Source organism: Pseudomonas sp. NUPR-002, from assembly GCF_056322725.1.
This window is the reverse complement of sequence record NZ_CM150476.1, coordinates 341,044-367,969: the sequence shown is the minus strand read 5'-3', so window position 1 is coordinate 367,969 and position 26,926 is coordinate 341,044. Positions and strand designations below refer to the sequence as shown.

25 protein-coding genes and 1 pseudogene are annotated in these 26,926 nt (G+C 59.8%); 12 read left to right on the top strand and 14 right to left on the bottom strand.

The annotated features are described in order from the left end of the window. Position 1 precedes the first annotated feature (1 nt). Entirely contained in the window at positions 2–1,255 is a 1,254-nt protein-coding gene (gene glyA / locus ACVWSC_RS01665; RefSeq protein WP_442111641.1) for a serine hydroxymethyltransferase, read from the bottom strand. A gap of 353 nt (positions 1,256–1,608) precedes the next feature. Here glyA and ACVWSC_RS01660 point away from each other — a divergent pair, with 353 nt between their 5' ends. From ACVWSC_RS01660 to ACVWSC_RS01650, 3 genes are all read left to right on the top strand, one after another. Beyond that, positions 1,609–2,298, top strand: a complete 690-nt coding sequence (locus ACVWSC_RS01660; protein WP_442111639.1) for a hypothetical protein — start codon at positions 1,609–1,611, stop codon at positions 2,296–2,298. Between the two features lie 75 nt (positions 2,299–2,373). Further along, the gene (locus ACVWSC_RS01655) at positions 2,374–3,069 is read left to right on the top strand and encodes a hypothetical protein (protein ID WP_442111637.1); all 696 of its coding nucleotides are present in this window, start codon (positions 2,374–2,376) and stop codon (positions 3,067–3,069) included. A gap of 110 nt (positions 3,070–3,179) precedes the next feature. Continuing rightward, a complete protein-coding gene (locus ACVWSC_RS01650) occupies positions 3,180–4,220 on the top strand; it encodes a threonine aldolase family protein (protein ID WP_442111636.1) in 1,041 nt (346 codons plus the stop codon). Positions 4,221–4,303: 83 nt separating this feature from the next. On the opposite strand, the gene ACVWSC_RS01645 is transcribed toward ACVWSC_RS01650, so the two are convergent. The 5 genes and pseudogenes from ACVWSC_RS01645 to gbcB form a co-directional block, all read right to left on the bottom strand. Beyond that, a complete protein-coding gene (locus ACVWSC_RS01645; protein WP_442114241.1) occupies positions 4,304–5,032 on the bottom strand; it encodes a methyl-accepting chemotaxis protein in 729 nt (242 codons plus the stop codon). 132 nt (positions 5,033–5,164) lie between these two features. Continuing rightward, a pseudogene (locus ACVWSC_RS01640) lies at positions 5,165–6,196 on the bottom strand (HAMP domain-containing protein); the annotation flags it as partial. Between the two features lie 201 nt (positions 6,197–6,397). Continuing rightward, a complete protein-coding gene (locus ACVWSC_RS01635) occupies positions 6,398–6,700 on the bottom strand; it encodes a cell division protein ZapA (RefSeq protein WP_442111634.1) in 303 nt (100 codons plus the stop codon). Then, entirely contained in the window at positions 6,697–6,927 is a 231-nt protein-coding gene (locus tag ACVWSC_RS01630) for a hypothetical protein (RefSeq protein WP_442111633.1), read from the bottom strand. The genes ACVWSC_RS01635 and ACVWSC_RS01630 overlap by 4 nt, the downstream gene beginning before the upstream one ends. 224 nt (positions 6,928–7,151) lie before the next feature. Continuing rightward, complete coding sequence (gene gbcB / locus ACVWSC_RS01625) at positions 7,152–8,249, bottom strand: glycine-betaine demethylase subunit GbcB (RefSeq protein ID WP_442111631.1); 1,098 nt, start codon at positions 8,247–8,249, stop codon at positions 7,152–7,154. A 286-nt stretch (positions 8,250–8,535) separates the two neighbouring features. Here gbcB and gbcA point away from each other — a divergent pair, with 286 nt between their 5' ends. Then, positions 8,536–9,828, top strand: coding sequence for a glycine-betaine demethylase subunit GbcA (gene gbcA / locus ACVWSC_RS01620; RefSeq protein ID WP_442111629.1), 1,293 nt, complete (start codon positions 8,536–8,538; stop codon positions 9,826–9,828). A 798-nt stretch (positions 9,829–10,626) separates the two neighbouring features. On the opposite strand, the gene etfB is transcribed toward gbcA, so the two are convergent. The 6 genes from etfB to ACVWSC_RS01590 all read right to left on the bottom strand — a co-directional run bounded on the left by etfB (position 10,627) and on the right by ACVWSC_RS01590 (position 18,360). Beyond that, positions 10,627–11,397, bottom strand: coding sequence for an electron transfer flavoprotein subunit beta (gene etfB, locus ACVWSC_RS01615; protein ID WP_442111627.1), 771 nt, complete (start codon positions 11,395–11,397; stop codon positions 10,627–10,629). Between the two features lie 13 nt (positions 11,398–11,410). Beyond that, a complete protein-coding gene (gene etfA / locus ACVWSC_RS01610) occupies positions 11,411–12,634 on the bottom strand; it encodes an electron transfer flavoprotein subunit alpha (RefSeq protein WP_442111625.1) in 1,224 nt (407 codons plus the stop codon). After that, positions 12,634–14,583: a dimethylglycine demethylation protein DgcB gene (dgcB, locus tag ACVWSC_RS01605; protein WP_442111623.1), complete on the bottom strand. Its 1,950-nt coding sequence runs from the start codon at positions 14,581–14,583 to the stop codon at positions 12,634–12,636. The genes etfA and dgcB overlap by 1 nt, the downstream gene beginning before the upstream one ends. A 115-nt stretch (positions 14,584–14,698) precedes the next feature. After that, on the bottom strand, positions 14,699–16,759 hold the full coding sequence (gene dgcA, locus ACVWSC_RS01600) for a dimethylglycine demethylation protein DgcA (protein ID WP_442111621.1): 2,061 nt from the start codon (positions 16,757–16,759) through the stop codon (positions 14,699–14,701). A gap of 15 nt (positions 16,760–16,774) precedes the next feature. Then, a complete protein-coding gene (locus ACVWSC_RS01595) occupies positions 16,775–17,305 on the bottom strand; it encodes a DUF5943 domain-containing protein (protein WP_442111619.1) in 531 nt (176 codons plus the stop codon). Between the two features lie 77 nt (positions 17,306–17,382). Next, positions 17,383–18,360, bottom strand: a complete 978-nt coding sequence (locus ACVWSC_RS01590; RefSeq protein WP_442111617.1) for a dipeptidase — start codon at positions 18,358–18,360, stop codon at positions 17,383–17,385. A 250-nt stretch (positions 18,361–18,610) separates the two neighbouring features. Here ACVWSC_RS01590 and ACVWSC_RS01585 point away from each other — a divergent pair, with 250 nt between their 5' ends. The 3 genes from ACVWSC_RS01585 to ACVWSC_RS01575 all read left to right on the top strand — a co-directional run bounded on the left by ACVWSC_RS01585 (position 18,611) and on the right by ACVWSC_RS01575 (position 20,560). Then, entirely contained in the window at positions 18,611–19,012 is a 402-nt protein-coding gene (locus ACVWSC_RS01585) for a lysozyme inhibitor LprI family protein (RefSeq protein WP_442111615.1), read from the top strand. A 129-nt stretch (positions 19,013–19,141) separates the two neighbouring features. Further along, positions 19,142–19,858, top strand: a complete 717-nt coding sequence (locus ACVWSC_RS01580) for a hypothetical protein (RefSeq protein WP_442111613.1) — start codon at positions 19,142–19,144, stop codon at positions 19,856–19,858. 66 nt (positions 19,859–19,924) lie between these two features. Next, positions 19,925–20,560: a hypothetical protein gene (locus ACVWSC_RS01575; RefSeq protein ID WP_442111611.1), complete on the top strand. Its 636-nt coding sequence runs from the start codon at positions 19,925–19,927 to the stop codon at positions 20,558–20,560. A 1-nt stretch (position 20,561) separates the two neighbouring features. On the opposite strand, the gene ACVWSC_RS01570 is transcribed toward ACVWSC_RS01575, so the two are convergent. Continuing rightward, positions 20,562–21,509, bottom strand: a complete 948-nt coding sequence (locus ACVWSC_RS01570; RefSeq protein WP_442111609.1) for a GlxA family transcriptional regulator — start codon at positions 21,507–21,509, stop codon at positions 20,562–20,564. A gap of 143 nt (positions 21,510–21,652) precedes the next feature. Between ACVWSC_RS01570 and choX the strand changes: the two genes are divergently transcribed. The 5 genes from choX (at position 21,653) to ACVWSC_RS01545 (ending at position 25,457) form a co-directional block, all read left to right on the top strand. Beyond that, positions 21,653–22,597: a choline ABC transporter substrate-binding protein gene (gene choX / locus ACVWSC_RS01565; protein ID WP_442111607.1), complete on the top strand. Its 945-nt coding sequence runs from the start codon at positions 21,653–21,655 to the stop codon at positions 22,595–22,597. A 106-nt stretch (positions 22,598–22,703) separates the two neighbouring features. After that, positions 22,704–23,588 carry a 3-dehydrocarnitine:acetyl-CoA trimethylamine transferase CdhC gene (cdhC, locus tag ACVWSC_RS01560; protein WP_442111605.1) on the top strand — a complete coding sequence of 295 codons (885 nt, stop codon included), beginning with the start codon at positions 22,704–22,706 and terminating at the stop codon, positions 23,586–23,588. Positions 23,589–23,603: 15 nt separating this feature from the next. Further along, entirely contained in the window at positions 23,604–24,569 is a 966-nt protein-coding gene (locus tag ACVWSC_RS01555) for an L-carnitine dehydrogenase (RefSeq protein WP_442111603.1), read from the top strand. A 13-nt stretch (positions 24,570–24,582) separates the two neighbouring features. Further along, complete coding sequence (locus ACVWSC_RS01550; protein WP_442111601.1) at positions 24,583–25,053, top strand: thioesterase family protein; 471 nt, start codon at positions 24,583–24,585, stop codon at positions 25,051–25,053. A gap of 149 nt (positions 25,054–25,202) precedes the next feature. After that, positions 25,203–25,457, top strand: coding sequence for a hypothetical protein (locus tag ACVWSC_RS01545; RefSeq protein ID WP_442111599.1), 255 nt, complete (start codon positions 25,203–25,205; stop codon positions 25,455–25,457). Between the two features lie 60 nt (positions 25,458–25,517). On the opposite strand, the gene gbdR is transcribed toward ACVWSC_RS01545, so the two are convergent. Beyond that, on the bottom strand, positions 25,518–26,621 hold the full coding sequence (gbdR, locus tag ACVWSC_RS01540; RefSeq protein WP_442111597.1) for a choline metabolism transcriptional regulator GbdR: 1,104 nt from the start codon (positions 26,619–26,621) through the stop codon (positions 25,518–25,520). Positions 26,622–26,926 lie beyond the last annotated feature (305 nt).

The window sequence follows — 26,926 nt, the reverse complement described above, 5'->3', positions numbered from 1 at the left end:
CTCAGCGATAAACCGGGAAATCTGCACAGAGTGCCGACACGTTGTTCGCAACGTTGGCCTCGACATCGGCGTCACCGAGGTTGTCGAGGATGTCGCAGATCCAACCGGCCAGCGCCACACACTGGGCCACCTTGAAACCACGGCTGGTCACCGCCGGGGTACCGATACGCAAACCGGAGGTGACGAACGGCGACTGCGGGTCGTTCGGCACGGCGTTCTTGTTAACGGTGATATGCGCGCGGCCCAGGGCGGCATCGGCATCTTTGCCGGTCAGGCCCTGACGAATCAGGCTGACCAGGAACAGGTGGTTGTCAGTGCCGCCGGAAACCACATCGAAGCCGCGCTCGACAAATACCTTAGCCATCGCCTGGGCGTTGTCGATGACCTGCTGCTGATAAGTCTTGAAGCCCGGCTCCAGCGCCTCTTTGAAGCACACCGCTTTGGCAGCAATGACGTGCATCAGCGGGCCACCCTGGGCGCCGGGGAACACCGCAGCGTTGAGCTTCTTCTCGATCTCTTCGTTGCTGCGCGCCAGGATCAGGCCACCCCGTGGACCACGCAGGGTTTTGTGGGTGGTGGTGGTGACGACATCGGCGTACGGCAGCGGGTTCGGGTACAGGCCTGCGGCAACCAGGCCGGCAACGTGGGCCATGTCGACGAACAGGTAGGCACCGACTTTGTCAGCGATCTGCCGAAAGCGTGGGAAATCCAGGGTTTTCGAGTAGGCCGAGAAACCGGCGACGATCATCTTCGGCTTGTGCTCCAGCGCCAGGCGCTCGACTTCGTCGTAGTCGATCAGGCCGGTTGCAGTGTCGATGCCGTACTGCACAGCGTTGTACAGCTTGCCCGAAGACGACACTTTGGCGCCGTGGGTCAGGTGCCCACCGTGGGCCAGGCTCATGCCCAGGATGGTGTCGCCAGCTTGCAGCAGGGCCAGGTACACGGCGCTATTGGCTGACGAACCGGAATGCGGCTGAACGTTCGCGTAGTCGGCGCCGAACAGCTGTTTAGCGCGGTCGATCGCCAGTTGCTCGACTTTATCCACATGCTCGCAGCCGCCGTAGTAGCGCTTGCCCGGGTAGCCTTCGGCGTACTTGTTGGTCAGGCCGCTGCCTTGAGCCTGCATCACCCGGTTGCTGGTGTAGTTCTCCGAGGCGATCAGTTCGATGTGATCTTCCTGACGCTGTTCTTCGGCATTGATCGCCGCCAGCAGTGCATCGTCGTAACCCTGGATCTGGTCTTGCTTGCTGAACATCGCATCTCTCCCGGCAGCGGCATCGGTTCTTGTCGGGCAATCGCCCTTTTGCAGCGATGGTATGACCGACGCAGACCGCCCAGATGCCTACGCACGCCGTGCAGTGGCGCGTTTACGACATTCGTGGCGCGCAGATGAAGCCTGCCTATGTAGCGAGGAGAGGATGGTGCTGTGACAACCCAGCGCAAATTGAAACAAAAGTGCGGGATAGCCGCACAGTAAACGCTGCCTGGCAACGCTCGACAACTAGTAAAACTGTCAGTTGCCCCTGCCCCGGCTGAAACTTAATTTAACGTCTGCAGTTGCACGAAAACTTTCTGAAAAACCGATAGGCACTTGCCAGGACACTCACCATGGAAAACCTCGAAATTCAGGAACTAAGCGTTCAAGAGCAACTGAAAAACTTCAGAACGCCGGAAAAAGTTCAAATTCCTGGAAGCCTTCTGTATACACCAATGAGAAGTTATTACAAAACCCACGATTATAATTCCTTTGTCAGAATACGCATCATCGATCTGACAGTCCCTGGCGAAGCGACCATTAGTATTCAGGCGCTGAACACTTGGTACAGCGAAGTCGTCGACCGCGATAAAGCTATCGCCTGCGTAGATATGTTTGACATTATCCTGGAAAACGGCAAATACCAGTTTGTCTTGCATAAAATTATTGACGAAGACGGTGTACCAGTACGATTGGAAACCTGTGACCTTCCACCTCGCGATGCAGAGACTGGGATTAAGAATAAAATCGTGCGCCATACCCCCAGAAACACTAGAACTAATATTCTTGGAAAAATCGACGTCGTAACGTCAAGGACGCTCTACCACTTTGAAGATAGAACATCCAAACTTGTCGTAAAAACAAAAGACAATGATATATTTGAAGATGACGTTACCGGCGAGGAATTTGGAGAATTTCTAGTCCCCGGTGATTTCGTCGTTTATAAACTCAAAGCAAATATGAACTTTGTTAACGGACGCATAATGGAAGTTGAAGATCATATATACGAGGTGGTCTCGGGCATCCCTAACCTGAATCCCTAAGCGATCACACCTAGCAAAGGCGACTGCACACACACTTCCAACATTTGACTGAAGAAATATAGCAGGACGATCGCCATGAAAAAAACCACAAAAAATCAACCGACCCTGAACGAAGTACTTAGTCAAGATAAAATATCGAAAAAAGTTAAAGGCGTTGGAACCCTTCTGCATACGCCAATGGGCAGCTATTACAAAAATCATGATGCCGATCAAATTGTCATGCTGCGCTTCATCGACTTGACGCATCCTGACAAAGCAACTATCAGCATTTGCTTACCATTCGATTGGCATTCCGAAGACGTCGACCATGAGGAGGCCAAAGCCAACGCTGATAATTTTGACATCATAATAGAAAATGGCGAATACAACTTCGTCTCTGGTAAAACCATCCCTGTAAATGGTGTATCAACAGACTTACAAATCTCTGTTCTTCCGCCACTAGCCCCGACAGCCGGAACTAGCCATCCGGCCGCACTTTTTCTCTCAAAAAACAACAAGATCAAAATTCTTGGAGTCGACGACACTGTAAAATCAAGGACGCTTTACGAACTACCTGATGGAAGAGCGAAGTTTGTGATCGAAACAATCAACGCGGCCTTCATAGAGCGCGACTTCACAATGATTGGTGCTGTAAAACAATTAGTTCCAGGCGACTTCGTCGTTTTCGCAGACCAAGACCACGTACACCTTGTCAACTGGCGCACCATGCAAGTTGAAGAGGAGTTTGATATACAACTCACCCCTATCGTGATGAATGACAAACCTAAATGAACAGCCTTGCCGTCGTAGATACCGTCCTTCGCCGACGGCAGCACACTCCTATGGGCAAGCTGCGAGGCATGATTTAGAGTGCTGTTCTGCGTCGTTCACAGGACAGGGTCATGACAGATCAAAGCCAACAATTCGCCAGCGACAACTATTCCGGTATCTGCCCTGAAGCCTGGGCCGCGATGGAAAAAGCCAACCAGGGCCACGATCGCTCCTATGGCGATGACCAGTGGACCGCCCGTGCCGCCGAGTACTTTCGCAAGCTGTTCGAAACCGACTGCGAAGTGTTCTTCGCCTTCAACGGCACCGCCGCCAACTCCCTGGCGCTGTCGTCGTTGTGCCAGAGCTATCACAGCGTCATCTGCTCTGAAACCGCCCACGTCGAAACCGACGAGTGCGGTGCACCGGAGTTCTTCTCCAACGGTTCCAAATTGCTCACCGCGCGTACTGTGGCCGGTAAGCTGACCCCGGAATCGATCCGCGAAATCGCCCTCAAGCGCCAGGACATCCACTACCCCAAGCCGCGTGTGGTGACCATCACCCAGGCGACCGAAGTCGGTACCGTGTACCGTCCCGATGAGCTCAAGGCCATCAGCGCCACCTGCAAAGAGCTGGGCCTGAACCTGCACATGGACGGCGCCCGTTTCAGCAACGCCTGCGCCTCTCTGGGCTGCACACCAGCTGAACTGACCTGGAAGGCCGGGGTTGATGTGTTGTGCTTTGGCGGCACGAAAAACGGCATGGCCGTGGGTGAGGCGATTCTGTTCTTCAACCGCAAGCTGGCGGAAGATTTTGACTACCGCTGCAAACAGGCAGGCCAACTGGCCTCGAAGATGCGCTTTCTGTCGGCACCTTGGGTGGGCTTGCTGGAAGATGGCGCCTGGCTCAAGTACGGCGCCCATGCCAACCGCTGCGCGACGCTGCTCAGCGAGCTGGTCAGTGACGTGCCGGGGGTTGAACTGATGTTCCCGGTTGAGGCCAACGGCGTGTTTCTGCAGATGTCGGAACCGGCCCTGGAAACCTTGCGCAACAAGGGCTGGCGCTTTTACACCTTCATCGGTAGCGGGGGTGCGCGGTTTATGTGCTCGTGGGATACCGACGAAGCGCGGGTACGTGAATTGGCCGCCGATATACGCGCGGCCATGGGTGCCTGAATAACCGCCGGTAGGAGCGGGCTTGCCCCGCGATGCGATGTAACAGACACACCGCAATCGCGGGGCAAGCCCGCTCCTACGGGTTAAAGTCTGAAGCCGCCCATCTGCCGCGCCAGATCATCAGCCAGGCCACGCAAGGCCTGGCACTCTTCCCGGCACCCCTGCACTTCTGATGCAGTGGCCCGCGCCAGGTCGGAAATGCCTTGCACGGTGCGGTTGATTTCTTCCGTCACCGCCGACTGTTCCTCGGTCGCGGTGGCGACCTGATGGTTCATGTCGCTGATGTGCTCAACCTGATCGGTGATGGTGCCCAGCGATGCACCGGTCTGCTGGCTCGATTGCACGCCGGTGCCAGTGGCAACCTGCCCGGCCTGCATGGACGCCACCGCACTGCCCGCCCCCTGCTTGAGGCGCAGAATCATCTGCTGCACTTCATCGGTAGACACCTGGGTACGTCTGGCCAGTGTCCGCACTTCATCCGCCACCACGGCAAAACCACGGCCCATTTCCCCTGCACGCGCCGCTTCAATCGCGGCATTGAGCGCCAGCAGGTTGGTTTGCTCGGAAATGCTGCGAATCACCGCCAGCACTTCGTCAATCGAAGCCACTTCATTGGCCAATTCACCGACCGCATCGGCGGCCTGGCCAATTTCGCCCGACATGCTTTCAATGTGGGCGATCGAGCGGCGCACCACCTCACGGGCTTGCAGCGCTTCTGTGCGTGCGGTTTCCGAGGCTTGCGCGGCGTTACCGGCGTTCTGGGCAATGTCTTGCACGGTCAGGCCCATCTCATGCACGGCGGTGGCGACCATTTCGGTCATTTCCTGCTGGCGCCCTGAACGCTCGGCAGTGTTTTCCACCACCTGCGTCACTTGGGCCACCGAGCTGTGCAGGCGCTCACTGGTGCGCAGCACGTCAGCAATCAGGTCGCGCTGGCTGTCGAGAAAGCGGTTGAAGCCACGCGCCAGATCGCCCAGTTCGTCGGCGCGTGTTGCATCCAGACGTTGGGTGAGGTCGCCACCACCATTGCCAATCGCCATCAAGGCAGCCGTGACCCGGCGAATCGGCCGCACAATACCCCGCGCCAGCAACACCACCAGCAACAGCGACACCAGGGCCACGGCGGCACCGATCAGGCTGGTCCACCACAGCGCCTCGCGCACCGGGGCATAGATTTGCGCTTCCGGCACTTCAGCGACCAGGGTCCAGTTCATGTCGCGCAACGGCAGGCTCAAGGCTAGGTAACCCTCACCCTCACGCTCGAAGCGGCTGCTGTGCAAGCCGTCAGTGCGCGTCAACACCGCTTGGGCCGCGGATTCACCGATCTGCTCGGCGAGTTTTGTTTTGCCACTCAACTGCTGCTCCGGGTGCACCTGGATCAGGCCATCGTTACGCACCAGGAAAACCCGGCCGCGCTCACCGAAGCTGAAGTTGTGAATCAGGGTCGACAACTCGGTCATGCGCAAGCCAAGCCCGGCGATGCCCACCAACTTCCCGGCTTTCTCCACCCGGTAGTCGATAAACAGCGCCAGTTCCCCGGTACTGCCATCAATGTCGATGTTGAGCAGGCGCGGGTTGCCACTGTCGATAAAGCCGTAAAACCATTTGTCCTTGGGGTTGCTGCGACTCAGCGTGCGGTCCAGGCCTTTTTCGTTGTAGTAGTGGTCGGTTTGCGTCGCGGCGAACAGCGCGGTGAAGGCCTGGTTCTTCTGCCGCACCGCTTCGATGTACTCGATAAATTGCGGCGCTTGGGCAGGGTCTTCGCCTGCTGCCAGCCAGTCGCGCAGCAAGGTGTTGTTGGCAATGTCGGCGGCGGCGGTGAGCGGACGGCTCAACATCCGTTCGATATCGTTACGAATTGCCTCAATGCTGGCCGGCAATGCGGTCTCGACCAGGTAACGCTCGGTCAGGCGATTGACCACCACCGAGTAGATCCCGACCACGATTAAAATGCTCACCAACAGGGCTGCGCCCATGCTTGCGATCAATTGCCACTGAATGCTGCGCCGCCAGAACTGCATGTAGCTTCCCCTGAGTAAATAAGCCTTGAGCTGCAATAGCCAGGCCAATTGTATACAGGTGGAAATACAATAATTCCATTGACTCACGACAATGCCGCCCACTGCCGTAATGGCAGTGAGCAAGCAAAAGAATGCAGGATGCTATAGCGGGCCCTATCAGCTGTTGCCGATGGTCCGTGAAATGGCATCGACCGTGGCGCTGACTTGCTCTTGGTAACGGTCGAGGGCTTGTTGGTGTTGCTGTTGCAGTTCGACCTGCTGCGAGCACAGGTTCAGGGCTGCAAGTACCAGCAGCTTGTCACCAATCAGGGTCGGGTATTTGCGCTTGGTGTCGGCCAGCGACGCATTGAGCATCTGCACGGCCTGCGCCAGGGCCTGTTCCTGGCCTTCGGGAGCCTTGATCGAGTAGTCGTTGCCCAGAATCGACACGACATTGATCGGCTGTGCTGAAGTTCTCATGCGTTGACGGTACCGACGCTGGCGCGCTCAACCAGGGCCTGAATGCGTGCTGCGGTAGCGCCCTGCTTTTCTTCCTGTTCCATCAGCGCCAGCTGCAGGCTTTCGTTTTCATCTTTGGCCTGGGCCAGTTCTGCGCTGATCTGCTGATTGCGCTCGGCCAGTTCCTGATTCTTCTGTACCAGGTCGCTGACCAGTTGTTCCAATTGACTGAGGGAAGTTTCCAACATGATTGCCTTCTCGGGTTTTTCAGGGGGCGCACACGATAAAGAAAACTCCGCGTGCTCGCCAGGGATATCGGGTTAGACGCTTCGGCCTGGTGCAGATTGACCCACTGATAACCGTCCGGTTCCCGCTGAATGTGCCCGCTTGTCAGGAAAATCGAGCCTGACTTTTCGCGGGGCAAGCCCGCTCCTACCGTAGGAGCGGGCTTGCCCCGTGAAATCCTCTCACCTCAATACTCAATCCGTACATCGCCCTTGGGCACACTGCAGCACGACAAGATATAGCCTTCGGCAACGTCATCGTCGGTGATGCCGCCGTTGTGCTCCATCTCTACCTCACCGCCCAGCTTGAGCACTTTGCAGGTGCCGCAGATACCCATGCCGCAGGCCTTGGGGATCATCAGGCCCAGCTTGGCGGCTGCCGCATGCACGGTCTCGCCTGGGGCCACGCGAATGCTTTTGCCCGCAGCGGTAAATTCCACTTGATGCAGGTCGGCGTTATCGAGCTCTGGCGCCTCGGCCGCAAGCTCTGCCAGTTCAACCGCATCGGCCTTGACCTCAGCCGGGGTCGCCCCGAACGACTCTTCATGGTAGCGGCTCATGTCGTAGCCACTGCCTTCGAGCAGGCGTTTGACCGCATGCATGTAAGGCGTAGGGCCACAGCAGAAGATTTCCCGCTCCAGGTAGTCCGGGGCAATCAGTTCCATCAGTTTCTGGTTCAGGTAGCCACGGTAGCCGGCCCAAGGCTCACCCAGGCCGTGCTTCTCACAAATGATGTGCAAGCTGAAGTTTTCGATCCGCGACGCCATGTGCTCCAGCTCGCGGTGATAAATGATGTCTTTCGGTGAGCGGGCGCTGTGCACGAACACCATGTCGACATTGCCGTTGGTGTCGTAGAACCAGCGCGCCATGGACATCACCGGCGTGATGCCGACACCGCCACTGAGGTACAGCACTTTCGGGCTGGGAAAATCGATGGCATTGAACAACCCCACCGGCCCGTGCACCGCCAGCTCCTGGCCTTCGTGCAGGGTGTCGTGCAGCCAGTTGGAGACCTTGCCGCCGGGCACGCGCTTGATCGTCACCGAAAAGCTGTACGGCACCGAAGGCGAGCTGGAGATGGTGTACGAACGCATGATCGGCTGGCCGTCGATCTCCAGCTCCAGGGTCACGAACTGACCGGGCTTGAAGAAGAACATGATCGGTTGGTCGGCCATGAAACAGAAGGTGCGCACATCCCAGGTTTCCTGGATCACCTTGACGCAACGGACGATGTGACGGCCGTTGGCCCAGGTCTGGGTGCTGACCGGATTGAGGAAGTTGGACATGCTCGTCTCCACGGCCGACTGCGGCCTGATGATTGCGATTTTGCGCAAGCTCGGCGGCCGGCACATTCCTATCCGCGACATCGGCGTGCTTATCGCGACCAGCCCCCTGTGGCAAGGGCTGGCGCGTCGGAAACGGATCGGATCATGTCGTCCATGGACATGGATCGCCGCCGCTTCAATCGCACACTCCATCGCAAATAATCCTGCTGTACTTCAGCTTTGCGTCGCCATAACAACGATTAGCCACTTTCACCGGCCACACGCACTGGCCATGAGGACTTACACGATGGACGTCACCGCAACTCTGAGTCTGGGCGATCCACTGGAACCTGCACGCAAGGCGACTGCCGAGATGCTGCAGAGCCGCGAGCGTACCTTCTCGCTGCCACAGCCGTTTTACTGCGACGAACGCCTGTTCCAGATCGACATGGAAGAGATCTTCCAGAAGGAATGGCTGATCGCCGGGATGACCTGTGAAATTCCGGCCAAGGGCAATTTCCTCACCCTGCAGATCGGCAAGAACCCGATCCTCGTGGTGCGTGGCGCCGAAGGCCAGGTGCATGCCTTCCATAACGTCTGTCGTCATCGTGGTTCGCGCCTGTGCACCAGCGACAAAGGCAAAGTCGCCAAGCTGGTGTGCCATTACCACCAGTGGACCTACGAGCTCGATGGTCGCCTGCTGTTCGCCGGCACCGAAATGGGCGCCGATTTCGACATGAAGCAGTACGGGCTCAAGCCGGTGCAGGTGAAAACCGCAGGCGGCTATATCTTTATCAGCCTGGCCGAGAACCCACCGGCGATCGATGACTTCCTCTCCACCCTGGCCCATTACATGGAGCCCTACGACATGGAAAACACCAAGGTGGCGGTGCAAACCACCTTGATGGAAAAGGCCAACTGGAAGCTGGTGCTGGAAAACAACCGCGAGTGCTACCACTGCAGTGGTTCCCACCCGGAACTGTTGAAAACCCTGCTGGAGTGGGACGACGTGACCGACCCACGGGCTGACCAGGCGTTCAAAGACCACGTCGCGGCCTCGGCGGCGGCCTGGGACGCAGAAAAGATCCCCTACGCCCACGCCAGCTTCGGCCTGCGCAACCGCATCGTGCGCATGCCTTTGCTCAAAGGCACGGTGTCGATGACCCTGGATGGCAAGCAGGGCTGCCAGAAGCTCATGGGCCGGATCAAGAACCCCGACCTGGGCTCGATGCGCATCCTGCACCTGCCGCATTCGTGGAACCACTGCATGGGCGATCACATGATCGTCTTCACCGTGTGGCCGATCAGTGCCCAGGAAACCATGGTCACCACCAAGTGGCTGGTACACAAGGATGCCGTTGAAGGCGTGGACTACGACCCGCAGCGCATGCGCCAGGTGTGGGACGCCACCAACGACCAGGACCGGCGCCTGGCCGAAGAGAACCAGCGCGGCATCAACTCCACCGCGTACCAGCCGGGGCCGTATTCCAAGACCTACGAGTTTGGCGTGGTGAACTTCATCGACTGGTACAGCGAGCGCATGCTGAACAACCTGGGGGCAGCGCCTGCGCCATACCTCAAAGGCGTGGCTTCACAGTAGGAGCGGGCTTGCCCCGCGAAACAATGTAACTGACAAACCCAATCGCGGGGCAAGCCCGCTCCCACCTGGAATTGCAGACTCTGTGGGAGCGGGCTTGCCCCGCGATGCAATGTGACTGACAAACCACAATCGCGGGGCAAGCCCGCTCCCACCTGGAATTGCAAACTCTGTGGGAGCGGGCTTGCCCCGCGATGCGATGGGACTGGCAAACCACAATCGCAGGGCAATCACCTGGTTAAATATTGACCAACCCGCGCAATCCCCCGGCCCTGCTGGCCGCGTCCATACAGCAAACACTTTATCCACAGGACGGCCCACAGCTAATGTGGGCAAGTCACTGTTTTTCCGAGCAAAAATTATTGATCAATATTTGATCAATTCTCTGTAACCCTTTAAACACAAGGCTCACAGCGGAAGGCAAACACCTTATCCACAAAGACGCCAACAGACTTTGTGTGCAAAAGTCCTGACGGTGGAAAACCACTGTGGATAACGCCTCAGCATGCATAAAAACCGGGCGTCGAAGGGGATAAATGCACCAATTGAGCGTTTTTTGATCAAACCTGTGCAGCCCTTATTGCACGTGGCCTGCAGCCATAGGCGAACATATTATCCACAGAGCCGCCAACAGCGATTGTGGGCAATCTCAGCCCAGTCGTTCAGAGAAAAGCTCGAAAATTCCGTCACTTAGCCTGATCATTTTTTGACCATAACGCCGAAAGGCACGCAGTGCGTGCCTTGTAGCCATACACAAACACTTTATCCACAGATCGGCCAACAGAGTTTGTGAGCAACTGCTCAGCGCAGCACGCCCTCTTCTACCAACAGCTTGAGGATGGCTTCGGCGCCGGCTTGCGGGCTGACATCCTTGAGCACTTGTCCACCGCCGCCACTGGCCTTGGCGGTGGCGGCTTTCATGCGGTCAGCACCGCTTTTGGCCTTGATCACTTTCAACCGCTTGGGGCGCGGCTTGGCGGCTTGCAGCTCGGCGCTTGTGAATAACTCGTCTTCGACAACCTGCACCTGACGCGCAGCCAGTACCCCGCGCCGCGCCGGGCCAAACGCGCTCTGCCGCGGCTTGGGCGCGGCGTTATCCACCGTTGCCAGCAACGGCAAGCGCACCTTGAGGCGACGCCGCTGGCCACGCGGCAGCGCCTGCAGCACCTGGGCCACGCCGTTGTGGATAGATTCCACTTCGGCCAGGCCCACCACCAGCGGCCAACCCAAACGCTCAGCCAACAAGAACGGCAGCATGCCGGAACCTTCACCAGTTTCCGCCTGGCTTCCGGTGAGCACCAACTGGGCACCGGCGTCGCGTAGATAATCCCCAAGTACTCCCAGCGCATCGGCACCGTAAGGCTGTTCAAGCACATCCAGTTGTTCCAGGCCCATGCCCAGATAAGCGCGTAAGGCAGGCTCCTGGGGATCACCGGCGTGCAACACCTGCAAGTTATCCCCAGCCAGCTGAAGGCCCAGTTCCACCGCCCGCGCGTCCTGCTCGGCACGCCGGGTGCGGCCTGAGGTGGGATGGGCACCGATTGAAACCAGACTAATGACCTTGGTGTTCATAGTTGTCCCTGCCTTATGCCGCGTCGCGTTTGGCGTCGTTGCGGTAGTTTTCCACAGCCTCGATCAGCGCCTGCAGAATCGCACTGCTGTCACCGATCACCGACAAATCGGCGCGTTTGATCATGTCGCAGCCGGGGTCCATGTTGATCGCCACCACCTTGTCGCAGGCGCCAATGCCCTGCAGGTGCTGGATCGCCCCGGAGATACCCACAGCCACATACACCCGCGCCGTCACCCAGGTACCGGTAGCGCCAACCTGACGGTTGCGCGGCATGAAGCCGTCATCAACCGCCACCCGCGAAGCGCCTTCGGTGGCGCCGAGGGCCACGGTGGCACGGTGGAACAACGGCCAGTCCTTGACGCCATTGCCCCCGGAGACAATGAACTCGGCTTCGGCCATGGCAATCGCAGCCGGGTCCACTGCCACCGGGCCGAGGTCTTCGATGCGTGACAGGCTTCGCGCTGCCGCTGTGGATAACTGCTCAGGCAAGGCTTCGTGACGGGTTTCACTGACCGGCTCGGCGCATTCGGCGGCTGCCAGAATCAACCGTGGCAGGCCGCGAATCAGGTCTTGCTGGCCGGCACCGGCACGTCCGCTGCACTGCCCATCGTTGACCTGCCAGACCCTTGTCGCTGGCCGTTCATTGATCGCCGCCGCAAAGCGCCGGCCCAACTCGCCGCCACCGCTGCGGCTGTCGGGTAATAGCCAGTGACGCGGGTTGAACTGGTTATCCACAGCGCGTAAACCCTGCACCCACTGCTCCGGCGCATAACCGCTGAACTCATCGCCTTCGATGACCAGCAGGCGATCCACCCCGGCTGTGGAAAAGTTGCTTTCCTTGTGCTCGCCAAACACCACAGCCAACACCGCACCATCGCTGCCCGCCAGGCTATGCGCCAGGCCGAGCAGGTCGCGGTCATGGCTGCCCAGGCGGCCACCGACCATGTCCGGGACAACGGCGATGTAGAACGCGGGTTGCGCCACTTGATGCAGCGGCAGTTCCACCGCCTGCGCGGCGCTGCGCTTGTTGCTGGTGCCCTGCTGGGCCCCGCTACGGTCGATACGCTTGATGCCGTGGGGGCCGATGAAGCCAACGCCATGGGGATTCTTGCGAATGATGCCGTTGGGGCCCATCCAGCTGTGCTGTTGATTCTGTTGCATGGCGGCGTGCAGGGGATGCAGGCGGTTGCGGGCAATCCACTCGGCGCGTGGGTCACGGCGAATAATGTCGCTCATCAGTGCACCTCCGCAGGTTCACGCTTGCTTGGCGCGGTCTTATTCGCTAGCGTCTGCTCTTCAAGCAGGGCGTCGGCCACCAGTTCGGCCAAGTCTTTGATCAATGGACGCGGCTCAACCACACCTTCGAGCATTGCCGTGCACTGTGGACAACCCACCGCCACCAGCTCGGCGGCTGTCTCGCGGATGTCGTCCATGCGCATGTCGGGAATCCGCTGCTTGCCGGGAATGTCGGTAATCGGCGCGCCGCCGCCACCGCCGCAGCAGCGGGAGCGGAAGCCCGAACGTTGCATCTCCTTGACCTCGATGCCCAGGGCCCGTAGCACATCGCGCGGCGCCTCGTACTCGCCGTTGTAGCGGCCCAGGTAGCACGGGTCGTGATAGGTAACGCTGCCCCCTTTGTGCTGGCCCAGGCTCAAGGCACCCGCGGCAATCAGCTCGGCGATGTAGGTGCTGTGGTGCTGCACCCGGTACTCGCCACCGAAGGCGGCGTATTCGTTCTTCAGCACATGGAAGCTGTGCGGGTCGCAGGTGACGATACGTTTGAAGCTGTACTTGGCCATGCTCTGAATATTGCGCTTGGCCAGGTGCTGGAAAGTCGCCTCATCACCCAAGCGCCGCGCCACATCGCCACTGTCGCGCTCTTCCAGGCCGAGCACGGCAAAGTCCACCTGCGCGGCCTTGAGCACTTTGACGAAGGCCCTAAGGGTGCGTTGGTTGCGCATGTCGAAGGCACCGTCACCGACCCAGAACAGCACGTCGGTGGTTTGGCACTCGCTGAGCAGTTTCAGGTTCAGGTCTGCGGCCCAGTTCATCCGCCCGCCAGGGGCAAAGCCGCCCGGGTTGTCGGTGGCGATCAGGTTATCCAGCACCTCGGCGCCTTTGTTCGGCGTGGCGCCTTTTTCCAGGGTCAGGTGGCGGCGCATATCAACGATGGCATCGACGTGCTCGATCATCATCGGGCACTCTTCCACGCAAGCGCGGCAGGTGGTGCACGACCACAGGGTTTCGGCATCGACCAGGCCGTTGACGATCGGCTGGTGCGGGTTGCCGCCATGTTCGCCAATCGGCTTGCCCGGGTAAGGGCTGCCGGCAAACTTGGCATCAGTGCCGCCAGCCAGGCCAACGACCATGTCCTGAATCAGCTTTTTCGGATTGAGCGGTTGCCCGGCTGCGAATGCCGGGCAGGCGGCCTCGCACTTGCCGCACTGCACGCAGGCATCGAAGCCGAGCAGTTGGTTCCAGGTGAAGTCCTTGGGTTTCTCGACCCCCAGCAGCGCTTGCGGGTCTTCCAGGTCCAGCGGCTTGAGGCCGGTGGAACGGCCACCGCCGAAGCGTTCGGCGCGGCGGTGCCAGGCCAGGTGCAGCGCCCCGGCGAAGGCGTGCTTCATCGGCCCGCCCCAGGTCATGCCGAAGAACAGCTCGGACACGCCCCACAGCACACCAACGCCCAGCAGGGCCACCAGCAGCCAACCGCCAAAGCCTTCAGGCAGGATGCCGGCAACCGGCAAAGTGGCGATGAAGAAGGTACTGGCGAACACCAGCAAGCTTTTCGGCAGGCGCATCCACGGCCCTTTGGACAGGCGCGAAGGAGGATCGAGGCGGCGTTTGTAGACGAACACGGCACCGGCAAACATCAGCACGGTGGCGAACAGCAAGGCATAGGCCAGGATGCTGCTGTGCACGCCAAAACCGTGCACCACAATCGCCAAGACCGCCGCCAGAACAAAGCCACCGGCGGTAGCGACGTGGGTGTTGGCCATGTATTTGTCGCGGGCGACCACATGGTGCAGGTCAACCATATAACGTCGCGGCATCGCCAGCAGGCCGCCGAGCAGATCGACCTGAGAGGGCCGGCCTTGGCGCCACATCCGCACGCGCCGCAGCGCGCCGAGGACCGCCAGGCCCAGGGCGGCGAACAGCAGGATGGGGATCAGGGTATTCAACATGGGAAGCTCCCACACAATTTGGAGATACATCCACTGTGGGAGCGGGCTTGCCCCGCGATAGCGGTGTGTCAGCTGCTGCGCTATCGCGGGGCAAGCCCGCTCCTACCGAGAGGGATCAGAAGTCCTTGCACAGGCGCAGGGCGTCGTAGATCGCCGCATGGGTGTTGCGCTGAGCCACGCAGTCGCCGATGCGATACAGCAAGTAGCCTTCGCCCGCCTGACCAAGGATCGGCTGCGGCTGGATCGCGAACAGTGCCTCGACATCGATCTGGCCTTTGTTGCGCGAACCTTCCTTGAGCCCGTAGTACAGCGCTTCGTCTGGACGCACGCCGTTCTCGATCACCACCTGGTCAACCACCCGCTCCTCTTTGGCGCCGGTGTATTCGTTCTCCAGCACCGCCACCAGCTTGTCACCCTCGCGATAGACCTTCTCCAGCGCCAGGTCGCCGGTCATGATCACTTCCTTGGGGTACATGCTGCGGTAGTAGGTCGGGAATGAGGTGCCACCAATGGCCACGCCCGGTTTGATGTCGTCGGTAACGATCTCGACCTGGCTGCCTTTGTCGGCAATGAAGTCGGCCACCGACATGCCGGTGAACTCGCAAATGGTGTCGTACACCAGCACGTTCTTGCCCGGCGCCACCTTGCCGTCGAGCACATCCCAGCTGCTGACCACCAGGCCTTCGGCCGCGCCCCAGTGCTCGTTCTGCTCGAGGAACGGATGGCCACCCACCGCCAGTACGATCACATCCGGGCGCAGGTCTTTGATGGTGTCGATATCCGCGGCGGTACCCAGGCGCAGGTCTACCTTCAGGCGCGCCAGTTCCAGCTGATACCAGCGGGTGATACCGGCAATCTGGTCGCGCTGCGGAGCCTTGGCGGCGATGCTGATCTGACCGCCAATGGCGTCTTTCTTCTCGAACAGGGTGACGTCGTGGCCACGCTCGGCCGAAACCCGCGCCGCTTCCATCCCGGCAGGGCCTGCACCGACCACCACCACTTTGCGCTTGGGCCCGGTGGATTTTTCGATGATGTGCGGCACGCCCATGTATTCACGAGACGTCGCCGCGTTCTGGATGCACAGCACATCCAGGCCCTGGTACTGGCGGTCGATGCAGTAGTTGGCCCCGACGCACTGCTTGATCTGATCGACCTGGCCCATTTTGATCTTGGCGATCAGGTGCGGGTCGGCGATATGTGCGCGGGTCATGCCGACCATATCGACATAGCCACCTTCCAGAATACGCGTGGCCTGGTTCGGGTCTTTGATGTTCTGCGCGTGCAGCACCGGAACCTTCACCACTTCCTTGATACCGGCGGCCAGGTGCAGGAACGGCTCCGGTGGATAACTCATGTTGGGGATAACGTTGGCCAGGGTGTTGTGGGTATCGCACCCCGAACCGATCACCCCGAAGAAATCGAGCATGCCGGTGGCGTCGTAATACTTGGCGATCTCCTTCATGTCCTCATGGCTGAGGCCATCGGGGTGGAACTCGTCGCCGCAGATGCGCATGCCGACGCAAAAGTCCGGGCCCACTTCGGCACGCACGGCCTTGAGCACTTCCAGGCCGAACTTCATCCGCCCCTCGAAAGTACCGCCCCATTCATCGGTGCGTTTGTTGACCCGTGGGCTCCAGAACTGGTCGATCATGTGCTGGTGCACCGCCGACAGCTCCACACCGTCCAGACCGCCTTCTTTGGCGCGGCGCGCGGCTTGCGCATAGTTGCCGATCACCCGCCAGATCTCCTCCGGCTCGATGGTTTTGCAGGTGGCGCGGTGGACCGGTTCACGAATCCCCGAAGGTGACATCAGGGTTGGCCAGTTGAAGCCGTCCCAGCGTGAACGACGCCCCATGTGGGTAATCTGGATCATGATCTTGGCGCCGTGCTTGTGCATGGCGTCGGCAAGGTTCTGAAAGTGCGGGATGATCCGGTCCGTGGACAGGTTCACCGACGCCCACCACTCCTGCGGGCTGTCGATCGCCACCACTGAAGAACCGCCGCAGATGGCCAGGCCCAGACCACCCTTGGCCTTCTCTTCGTAATACTTCACATAGCGGTCGGTGGTCATGCCGCCGTCGGTGGCGTACACCTCGGCGTGGGCGGTGCTGAGCACGCGGTTGCGGATGGTCAGTTTGCCGATCTGGATCGGCTGGAACATTGCTTCGAACGCCATGGCGAGATCCTCGACTTACAGCGGCTTGACGATGAACAGGCCGTCGTCGTGGCCTTCTTCCGAACCGCCGTACACCTGCTCGGCGACCGTGCGAATCGCGCTGCCACGCGCGGCGAGGATCTGGTCCATGGCCCCGGCGAACCAGCCGGTGAACATGTAATCGACCTTGCGCCCGACCTTGCCGTACACGTAGACGAACGCCGAGTGTTCCAGCTTGACGCTGGCGGTGCCTTTCTCCAGGTCGATGTCCTGGATCTTGAACAGGCCCCAACCGCGTTGCGACAAGCGCTTCATGTAGTGCTCAAACACCGCCACACCTTCCAGACCGTGGCATTCAGCCTCTTTCTCGCACCAGTGCCAGGCCGACTTGTAACCCGCCTTGTAGAGGATTTCGGCATAGGCATCGGCGCCCAGCACTTCCTCGATGCCGATATGGTTGTTGACGAAGAAATGCCGCGGCACATACAGCATCGGCAGGGCGTCGGAGGTCCAGACACCGGTCTCGCTGTCGACTTCGATTGGCAATTGCGGGGCGATCTTGGCCATGGAAACTCAACTCCATAAAAATTTGATTGATGGCCCCGGCGTTGCTGGCCGGGGCTGGACAGGCGTGGAGAGCGGCGTTATTCGCCCCAGACACTCTTGAGCACGTTGACCCAGTTCTCGCCCATGATCTTGCGCACCACGCGTTCGCTATGCCCGCGCCGCAGCAGGGTTTCGGTGAGGTTGGGGAACTCGCCCACGGTGCGGATGCCCAGCGGGTTGATGATCTTGCCGAAGCTGGTCAGGCGCCGGGCGTAGCCCTTGTCGTGGGTCAGGTACTCGAAAAAGTCCTGACCGTGACCCTGGGTGAAGTCGGTGCCGATGCCGATCGCATCTTCACCAACGATGTTCATGGTGTATTCGATCGCTTCGGCGTAGTCGTCGATGGTCGAGTCGATGCCTTTGGCCAGGAACGGCGCAAACATGGTCACGCCGACAAAGCCGCCGTGCTCGGCAATGAACTTCAGTTCTGCATCAGACTTGTTGCGCGGGTGCTCTTTAAGCCCGGAGGGCAGGCAGTGGGAGTAGCACACCGGTTTTTTCGATTCGAGGATCACTTCTTCAGAGGTTTTCGAACCGACATGCGAGAGGTCGCACATGATCCCCACGCGGTTCATCTCGGCAACGATTTCGCGACCGAAGCCCGACAGGCCGCCGTCACGCTCGTAGCAACCGGTGCCCACCAGGTTCTGGGTGTTGTAGCACATCTGCACGATACCGACGCCAAGCTGCTTGAACACCTCGACATAGCCGATCTGGTCTTCAAACGCGTGGGCATTCTGAAAGCCGAAGAGGATGCCGGTTTTGCCCAGTTCCTTGGCCTTGCGGATGTCGGCGGTGGTACGCACCGGCATCACCAGGTCAGCGTTTTCACGGATCAGCTTCTGGCTGGCGGCAATGTTGTTGACCGTGGCCTGAAAGCCCTCCCAGACCGACACCGTGCAGTTGGCAGCGGTCAGGCCACCCTTGCGCATGTCCTCGAACAGCTCGCGGTTCCATTTGGCAATGATCAGCCCGTCGATAACGATGCTGTCGGCGTGTAACTCGGCTGGGCTCATCAGGCTGTCCCCTTTTTTGATGTTACCTGCGCCGAATCGTCTGTCGGCGCTTTGGGGCCAGCATATGCCTAGGGGCCAGGTCGCCCAGATGCAAAAACGACAGGGGAATTGCCGAAAGCGTCAAAGCGCGACAAAGGGTCGGCGTAAGTTTCATTCGGAAGCGCCGGAGCTTGCAGCTACCCTGTTCTTTGCCGTGGCGCTGAGCGAGAATCGGCGCCGCTGTTCCCACCGGTTTAGGAGAATGTCGCAGATGAGATCAATGGTTGGCTTGACCCTGCTGTTACTGGCATTCGGTGCCGTTGCCGAAGAAGAGGAAAGCACGCCGTGCGATAACGTCGAAACCGACCAGCAAACCTACGAATGCGCGAAGTACAGCCGCCAGACCGCCGAGCGCGAACTGGATGCCGCCTTCAACGACCAGCTTGAGCGTATCAAAGAGCAATACAACGGCCAGACCGCGCAAATTGACGACCTGAGCAGGCGACTGCGCGACGCCCAAGCCCTCTGGAAACAACTGCGCGATGCCGACTGCAAGGTCGAAACTTTTGCCGAAAAGCCCGGCAGCAAGGCCTTCGAGACAGCACAGAACACCTGCCTGGCACAGCGCAGCGATGATCGCTCGGAGTACCTGCAGTCACTGGGGCTGCAATAAGGCCACGCCACAGCGTCTGCACCAATGGAAAAGCGTGCTGCTGAACACGCCCATCGGTTTTCTCCACAGTGCGTTTCAAGCCACCCATCTTCGGGTCGGCTGTAAAACTCACATGAAGGAAACAGACAAATGGGCACTAGCATTACTCAAGCAGACATGGACAAAGCGATCGCCGCACTGAAAAAAGAAGGCGAAGATCGCGTAATCATGGTCGCTGAAACGGTGTGCATCTTCGCCGCCGATGTCCCTGCCGGTATTGCCGAGGACGTGCTGCAAGGCATGCGCCTGATGAGCATCTCGGCGAACAAAAAGTTCAACAAGGAAACCCAGCAGCGCGAATGGTACAACTTCTACAATGAAGGCCTGGCCAAGTTCGGCTGGACCCTCACCGGTGCCGCCCACGTTGAAGAAGCCATCGATAAAGAAGACTTCACCCCGGCAACCCTGACCGCACATCTGGTCACCGTCAGCCTGGGCCACAAGCATCGCCTGTCGGGCTGCGTTAATCGCGCCCTGCAAATTTCCATCCAGAAGCCAAAAGCGCGCGAACTGATGGAACAGAGCAGCCTGGGCGTTACCGGCAAATCGAGCACCATCCAGGTTGCTGCCTGTGAGATGTCGCCACAAGGCCTGCCGATCATGCACATGACCAGCGTACAGTTGAGCTACGACAAAACCGAGAAGGCTGAAGGCTCGATGGGCCGCAAGATCGATAAGTCCAACACCAAGGTCTACCGTGCGTCGCAGCAAGGTACCTTCAGTGTTCGTCATTTCGACGCCCTGCGTAAGCCTGTACTGGACAAACTGGTCGGCCAGGCACTCAACTTCCTCGACATGAACGAGTAATAACATAGCCAGGCGTCAGTTGACTGGCGCCTGGCCTTAAGCTCTGCAACGGAAGGCGGCAAGACCATGACCAACCAAACTTCTACACACACAACACAAGATTTGCCCTCTACGCAGCTTTTCTCTTCGCCTCTGTCGATGCTGAAAAATACCGTCATGCCCAGCATTACGGCAGAGCATATTTTTCAATGCCTGCGTTTGGCGCAGCTTCAAGCCAATACTCAATACTCCAGGGAAAAGCATGCCAAACAGTGGTTTTCCAGCGTCCTGGAGACCTTGGAGGCGCTTGGCTTCAAGCTGTTTGAACATACCCGACGGCACATCCCCTATACCCCTACGCAAGCGGTACTGAAAGATGTCTTTGACGGTTGGTTGCCAGCACCACAAGCCAAGAACTTGCGCTTCAAGGCAGTGGCACAGGAAGTCATCAATTCACTGCATGCCGAGCACGAAGCGCAGTACCGGCATTACAGCACCTCTACGCACCTGAACGTCACCCTCGACTCGGACGACGGCGAAACCTTTGTGGCGATTCTGTTCCATGTGCTGTGCACCCAAGATCCAAACGCCCCGAAGACACAACTGATACTGGAACTTGACCACCTGGGAGCCGAGTTCAGTGCTGCTGCATTTGCCACCCATAGCGACCATATAGATGCCCGGATCAAAGTATTGGCCAATCTCGATCAGTTCCTGGCCTGACTCAAGAGACACGCATCATCTGCCGCTCCTCCCTCGGGCACTTGCCAAAGTGGCGCTTGTAACGCCGGGTGAAATACGACGGCAGCTCGAAGCCACAGGCCAGGCTGACCTGTGTGACGCTCATGTCCGTCTGGGCCAACAATTGCCGGGCTTTCTCCAGGCGCAAAACCAAGTAGAAATTGCTCGGCGTATCGTCCAGGTACAGGCGGAACAGGCGCTCCAGTTGCCGGCGGGTAACCATCACCTTCGACGCCAGCTCCAGGGTGCTCAGCGGCATCTCGGTGCACTGTTCCATTTCACCGATGACCTGCACCAGTTTGCGGTTGCTGATGCCGTAGCGTGAGGCAATCTGCATGCGCTGGTGATCCCGGCGCTCGCGTATTCGGCCCAGCACGAACTGCTCCGAGACCTTTACCGCCAGCTCACTGCCGTGCGCCTGGGCGATCAGGTCGAGCATCAGGTCGATCGAAGCCGTACCACCGGCGCAGGTGATGCGGCGCCGGTCGATTTCAAACAACTCCTGAATCACCTCAAGGCGGGGATAGCGCTCTTTGAAGGCTTCCAGCGCCTCCCAGTGCAGCGTGGCCCGATGGCCATCGAGCAAGCCCGCCTCGGCCAGCACCATCGCCCCGGTATCGATCCCGCCGAGTATCACCCCGTCGTGATCGAGGCGACGCAACGCCTGCTGCAACCGCGGGCCAAAACACGCCAGCGGCTCAAAGCCAGCGACCACCAACAACAGGCTGGCGCCCTGGCTGTCTGCCAGCGCGCCATCGGCATTGACCGACATGCCATTGCTAGCCTGCACCGGGCCGCCATCCAGGCTCAGCACACGCCAGCGATACAGCTCGCCACTGAAGCGGTTGGCCACCCGCAGCGGCTCGACTGCCGAAATGAAACCCATGGCAGAGAACCCCGGCAAGAGCAAAAACTGGATGGATTGCGGCATCGGCTGCACCCTCTTTGGCTGGTCGCCTGTGTGCTAGTTATGGTCGCCTCCGTGCGCATTTAAAGCGTGATTCCAGCGTAGCGTGTATTCACGGTCCGCAGAGACCGGCCTATAACAATACGCCCTGCCGTTGGAGAGCCATCATGCACAGCTTGATCCGCCGCAGTCTGCTATCCCTTGCCCTTAGCGCGTCCCTCACCTCCCCGCTGTTCGCTGCAGAACCTGCTGTTTGCCAGAAAGTACGCCTTGGCGTGGTCAACTGGACCGATGTGATCGCCACCAGTGCCATGACGCAAGTGCTACTCGACGGCCTGGGCTACACCACCAAGCAAACCAGTGCCTCGCAGCAAATCATCTTCGCCGGCATTCGCGACCAGCGCCTGGACATGTTCCTTGGCTACTGGAACCCGATCATGACCCAGACCATCACCCCGTTTATCGATGCCAAACAGGTCAAGGTTCTTGATCAACCGAGCCTGGACGACGCCCGGGCGACCCTCGCCGTGCCCAAGTACCTGGCCGACAAAGGCCTGAAAACCTTCGCCGACATCGCCAAATTCGAAAAAGAGCTGGGTGGCAAGATCTACGGTATCGAGCCGGGTTCCGGCGCCAATACCCAGATCAAAGCGATGATCAGCAAGAACCAGTTCGGTCTGGGCAAGTTCCAGCTGGTCGAATCCAGTGAAGCCGGGATGCTCGCTGCCGTGGATCGTGCGGTGCGGCGCAAACAGGCCGTGGTGTTCTTCGGCTGGGCGCCCCACCCAATGAACGTCAATATCGACATGGCCTACCTCAGTGGCAGCGAAGACGCCCTGGGCCCGGACGAAGGCCGCGCCACCGTGTGGACCGTCACCGCCCCCGACTATGCCGAACGCTGCCCGAACGCCAGCCGTCTGCTGAGCAACCTGAAGTTCAGCGCCGAAGACGAGAGCCGCATGATGCAGCCGCTGCTCGAACACAAAGATGCCCTGCAATCGGCCCGCCAGTGGCTGATCGATCATCCCGAAGACAAGGCGCGCTGGTTAGAAGGGGTGACCACCTTTGACGGCAAGCCTGCTGCCGAAAACCTCAAGCTGACTGCCAACTGACAGACCGCATCGCGGGGCAAGCCCGCTCCCACCGGGACCATTTAGCCCCACCGGTGGGAGCGGGCTTGCCCCGCGAAGGCCCCAACACGCCCAAAGGAAACCGCACATGAACCACGACGTCATCATCACCTGCGCCTTGACCGGCGCTGGCGACACCGCCAGCAAGAGCCACCTGGTCCCGGTCACCCCGAAACAAATCGCCGACGCAGCCGTGGAAGCGGCAAAAGCCGGCGCCACCGTGGTCCACTGCCATGTCCGCGACCCGCAAACCGGGCGTTTCAGCCGCGATGTAGCGCTGTACCGGGAAGTGATGGAGCGTATCCGCGAATCCGACGTGGACATCATCGTCAACCTCACCGCCGGGATGGGCGGCGACCTGGAAATCGGCCCCGGCGAAACGCCGCTGGAATTCGGCGCCGGTACCGACCTGATCGGCCCGCTGGAGCGTTTGGCCCACGTTGAAGCCCTGCTGCCGGAAATCTGCACCCTGGACTGCGGCACGCTCAATTTCGGCGATGGCAACAGCATCTATGTGTCGACCCCGGCGCAACTGCGGGCAGGCGCCCGGCGCATCACCGAGCTGGGAGTCAAAGCCGAACTGGAAATCTTCGACACCGGTCACCTGTGGTTCGCCAAACAGATGATCAAAGAAGGCCTGCTCGACGATCCCCTATTCCAGCTGTGCCTGGGCATTCCCTGGGGCGCGCCAGCCGACACCGCCACCATGAAAGCCATGGTCGACAACCTGCCAGCAGGTGTCACCTGGGCCGGTTTCGGCATTGGCCGCATGCAGATGCCCATGGCTGCACAAGCCGTGCTGCTCGGTGGCAACGTGCGCGTCGGCCTGGAAGACAACCTGTACCTGGACAAGGGCGTACTGGCCAGCAACGGCCAGTTGGTGGAACGCGCCAGCGAAATCCTCAGCCGCCTTGGCGCACGGGTGCTGACCCCGGCCGAAGGCCGCGCAAAAATGAACCTGACCCGTCGCTGAGCACTGGAGAACACCATGACCTTTATCACCGAGATCAAGACGTTCGCCGCGCTGGGCAGTGGCGTAATCGGCAGTGGCTGGGTGGCACGTGCTCTGGCGCACGGCCTGGATGTGGTGGCCTGGGACCCGGCACCCGGCGCTGAAGAAGCATTGCGCAAACGCATCGCCAACGCCTGGCCAGCCTTGGAAAAACAGGGCCTGGCACCTGGCGCCGCGCAGAACCGGCTACGCTTTGTCAGCAGCATCGAAGCCTGTGTTGGCGATGCCGATTTCATCCAGGAGAGCGCCCCAGAGCGCCTCGACCTCAAGCTCGACCTGCACCGCAAAATCAGCGCCGCCGCCAAACCCGATGCGCTGATCGCTTCCAGCACCTCCGGCCTGCTCCCCAGCGAGTTCTATGAGTCGGCGACCCACCCTGAACGCTGCGTGGTCGGTCACCCATTCAACCCGGTGTACCTGCTGCCGCTGGTGGAAATCGTCGGCAGCAACAAAACCTCAGCGCACGCCATCGAGGCAGCAAAAACGGTGTACAGCGCCTTGGGCATGCGGCCGCTGCATGTCCGCAAGGAAGTCCCCGGCTTTATCGCCGACCGCCTGCTCGAAGCGTTGTGGCGCGAAGCGCTGCATCTGGTCAACGACGGCGTGGCAAGCACCGGTGAAATCGACGATGCCATTCGCTTCGGTGCGGGTTTGCGCTGGTCGTTCATGGGCACCTTCCTGACCTATACCCTGGCCGGGGGCAATGCCGGCATGCGCCACTTCATGGCTCAGTTCGGCCCCGCGCTGCAGTTGCCCTGGACCTACCTGCCAGCGCCGGAATTGACCGACGGCTTGATCGACGCCGTGGTCGAAGGCACCCGTGAGCAGTTGGGCGACCGTAGCATCAGCGCGCTGGAGCGCTATCGTGATGATTGCCTGTTGGCCGTGCTGGATGCGGTGAAAACCACCAAAGCCAAACATGGCATGACGTTCAGCGACTGAATGGAGCCCCGCAATGCCTGCACTGACCACCTATCAAACCCCAGTCCAAGAGGACTGGGTCGACTACAACGGGCATCTGCGCGATGCCTTCTACCTGCTGATTTTCAGCTACGCCACCGATGCCTTCATGGACCGCATCGGCCTGGACAGCGACAACCGCAGTGCCAGTGGCAATTCGCTGTTCACCCTGGAGTGTCACCTGAACTACCTGCATGAGGTAAAGCTTGGTACGCAGGTCTGGGTGCAGACGCAGGTCATCGGTTTTGATCGCAAACGCCTGCACCTGTACCACAGCCTGCACCGTGAAGGTTTTGATGAAGCGTTGGCGGCCAGTGAGCAGATGCTGCTGCATGTGGACCTGGCCGGGCCGCGCTCGGCACCGTTCACGCCTGAGGTTGCGGCGCGCTTGCAGAGAGTTGTTGATGAGCAGGGTGATTTGCCAGCGCCTGAGTTTGTTGGGCGGGTGATCGGGTTGCCGCGCTGATCGCGGGGCAAGCCCGCTCCTACTGGCGTATTTACCCGAAAACGACCTGTTCTTAGGTAAAGCAGCCATTGCGACATTCAGGCCTTGCCGCCCTGCCCCAGTGCCCACAGAATCGACTGCGATCACACCTGCAAACAAGGACAACAGCCATGATGCATGCGGATTTGATTGATCAAGACGACCTGCTGGGCCAATTGCGCGCCCTGGGTTTCGAGATGCCAGCCGACGCCAGCGCCGAACAAGCCTGCGAATACGCGGTGCGGGGGTTGAGCGAGCCACGGGCCAAGGCCCTGAAAGGCATGGTCGAGCAGATGTATACCGGCAATGCGACCATTTTGCCTGCTGTGCGCCAGGCCATCGAACAGCAGTTGCTGCCGGCATTGGCGCAGTTTAAGAATCGTTAAAAGCATCGCGGGGCAAGCCCGCTCCTACGGTAGGAGCGGGCTTGCCCCGCGATCCGCTATCTACAGCCTCACACTGGCAAACGTCGACTCATTGCGCGCCTGGCTCAACGCCGACATCGGCCCCGCCAGCGGCGACAGCACCATGGCCTGTGGAATCGGCATCATCGCCACCTGTTGTGCAGTGTTCGAACCCACACGCTCATCACGCGGTGGAATGCCGAAGTACTCGCGGTAGCACTTGGAGAAGTGCGGGGTGGATACGAAGCCGCACACCGAGGCCACTTCAATGATCGACATCGGCGTTTGCTTGAGCAGTTGCCGGGCTCGAATCAGGCGCAGTTTCAGGTAATAGCGCGACGGTGAGCAGTGCAGGTACTTCTGGAACAACCGCTCAAGCTGGCGACGAGACACCGACACATACACCGCCAGTTCATCCAGGTCGATCGGCTCCTCCAGGTTGGCCTCCATCAGCGCAACGATTTCCTGCAACTTCGGCTGGTTGGTCCCGAGCATATGCTTGAGCGGCACACGCTGGTGATCCTGCTCGTTGCGAATGCGCTCATAGACAAACATCTCGGAAATCGCTGCAGACAGCTCCCGGCCATGATCGCGGCTGATCAGGTGCAGCATCATGTCCAGCGGTGCGGTACCGCCGGAACTGGTAAAGCGGTTACGGTCGAGGGTGAATAACCGGGTACTCATGCTCACCCGCGGGAAGGCTTCCTGCATCGCTGCCAGGCATTCCCAATGCACGCTGCAATCGAAGCCGTCAAGCAAACCGGCGCAAGCCAGCGCCCAACTGCCGGTGCACACCGCACCCAAACGCCGCGACTGACGCGCCTGGCTCTGCAGCCAGGTGACGTGCTCGCGGGTCACAGTGCGTTGAATGCCGATACCGCCGCAAACAATCACCGTGTCCATCGGCGGTGCCTTGTGCATCGCCGCATCGGGGGTGATCTGCAAGCCGTCGCTGGCCCACACCTGCCCGCCATCCACACTCAAGGTACTCCAGCGATACAGCTCTCTGCCGGACAGCTGGTTGGCCATGCGCAGCGGCTCTACAGCTGAGGCCAGGGAGATGAGGGTGAAGTTATCCAGCAACAGAAAGCCGATGGATTGGGGTGTGCGGTTTTGGGTTGGGGTCCCGGAGTTGTACGACGTCATCGCGGTATCTCCTCACACAATGCAGGGTGCGCCTCAGGCAGGCACGGGCTTTTTTTCTCACGGCCCCGATTCGTATGCAGGGGCTTTGCCAATCACAACGCAAATGCCATGCCGGAAATTGAATGGGTATTCAATAAAACCCAAAAACGACGTCGCGCTGCGTCTATATGGCAATTGCTACAGCGTAGTGCCTTTAGCGAAAACCAGCGTGCTAGCGCCACTGCATCGGTGAGCTGAGCAATTCGGTAGCACTTGTGGGAAGGATGCCCAGAAGCGACATAAACAAGTGTCACCCCAGGCGCCAT

Coding starts and splice junctions, on each gene's coding strand:
- cdhC (WP_442111605.1), top strand. CDS start 22,704: ATGAACCACGACGTCATCATCACCTGCGCCTTGACCGGCGCTGGCGAC.
- ACVWSC_RS01550 (WP_442111601.1), top strand. CDS start 24,583: ATGCCTGCACTGACCACCTATCAAACCCCAGTCCAAGAGGACTGGGTC.
- ACVWSC_RS01595 (WP_442111619.1), bottom strand. CDS start 17,305: ATGGCCAAGATCGCCCCGCAATTGCCAATCGAAGTCGACAGCGAGACC.
- gbcB (WP_442111631.1), bottom strand. CDS start 8,249: ATGTCCAACTTCCTCAATCCGGTCAGCACCCAGACCTGGGCCAACGGC.
- gbdR (WP_442111597.1), bottom strand. CDS start 26,621: ATGACGTCGTACAACTCCGGGACCCCAACCCAAAACCGCACACCCCAA.
- ACVWSC_RS01580 (WP_442111613.1), top strand. CDS start 19,142: ATGGGCACTAGCATTACTCAAGCAGACATGGACAAAGCGATCGCCGCA.
- ACVWSC_RS01635 (WP_442111634.1), bottom strand. CDS start 6,700: ATGAGAACTTCAGCACAGCCGATCAATGTCGTGTCGATTCTGGGCAAC.
- ACVWSC_RS01630 (WP_442111633.1), bottom strand. CDS start 6,927: ATGTTGGAAACTTCCCTCAGTCAATTGGAACAACTGGTCAGCGACCTG.
- gbcA (WP_442111629.1), top strand. CDS start 8,536: ATGGACGTCACCGCAACTCTGAGTCTGGGCGATCCACTGGAACCTGCA.
- ACVWSC_RS01660 (WP_442111639.1), top strand. CDS start 1,609: ATGGAAAACCTCGAAATTCAGGAACTAAGCGTTCAAGAGCAACTGAAA.
- etfA (WP_442111625.1), bottom strand. CDS start 12,634: ATGAGCGACATTATTCGCCGTGACCCACGCGCCGAGTGGATTGCCCGC.
- dgcB (WP_442111623.1), bottom strand. CDS start 14,583: ATGTTGAATACCCTGATCCCCATCCTGCTGTTCGCCGCCCTGGGCCTG.
- ACVWSC_RS01590 (WP_442111617.1), bottom strand. CDS start 18,360: ATGAGCCCAGCCGAGTTACACGCCGACAGCATCGTTATCGACGGGCTG.
- choX (WP_442111607.1), top strand. CDS start 21,653: ATGCACAGCTTGATCCGCCGCAGTCTGCTATCCCTTGCCCTTAGCGCG.
- ACVWSC_RS01585 (WP_442111615.1), top strand. CDS start 18,611: ATGAGATCAATGGTTGGCTTGACCCTGCTGTTACTGGCATTCGGTGCC.
- ACVWSC_RS01575 (WP_442111611.1), top strand. CDS start 19,925: ATGACCAACCAAACTTCTACACACACAACACAAGATTTGCCCTCTACG.
- dgcA (WP_442111621.1), bottom strand. CDS start 16,759: ATGGCGTTCGAAGCAATGTTCCAGCCGATCCAGATCGGCAAACTGACC.
- ACVWSC_RS01545 (WP_442111599.1), top strand. CDS start 25,203: ATGATGCATGCGGATTTGATTGATCAAGACGACCTGCTGGGCCAATTG.
- ACVWSC_RS01650 (WP_442111636.1), top strand. CDS start 3,180: ATGACAGATCAAAGCCAACAATTCGCCAGCGACAACTATTCCGGTATC.
- ACVWSC_RS01645 (WP_442114241.1), bottom strand. CDS start 5,032: ATGGTCGCCACCGCCGTGCATGAGATGGGCCTGACCGTGCAAGACATT.
- ACVWSC_RS01570 (WP_442111609.1), bottom strand. CDS start 21,509: ATGCCGCAATCCATCCAGTTTTTGCTCTTGCCGGGGTTCTCTGCCATG.
- ACVWSC_RS01555 (WP_442111603.1), top strand. CDS start 23,604: ATGACCTTTATCACCGAGATCAAGACGTTCGCCGCGCTGGGCAGTGGC.
- ACVWSC_RS01655 (WP_442111637.1), top strand. CDS start 2,374: ATGAAAAAAACCACAAAAAATCAACCGACCCTGAACGAAGTACTTAGT.
- glyA (WP_442111641.1), bottom strand. CDS start 1,255: ATGTTCAGCAAGCAAGACCAGATCCAGGGTTACGACGATGCACTGCTG.
- etfB (WP_442111627.1), bottom strand. CDS start 11,397: ATGAACACCAAGGTCATTAGTCTGGTTTCAATCGGTGCCCATCCCACC.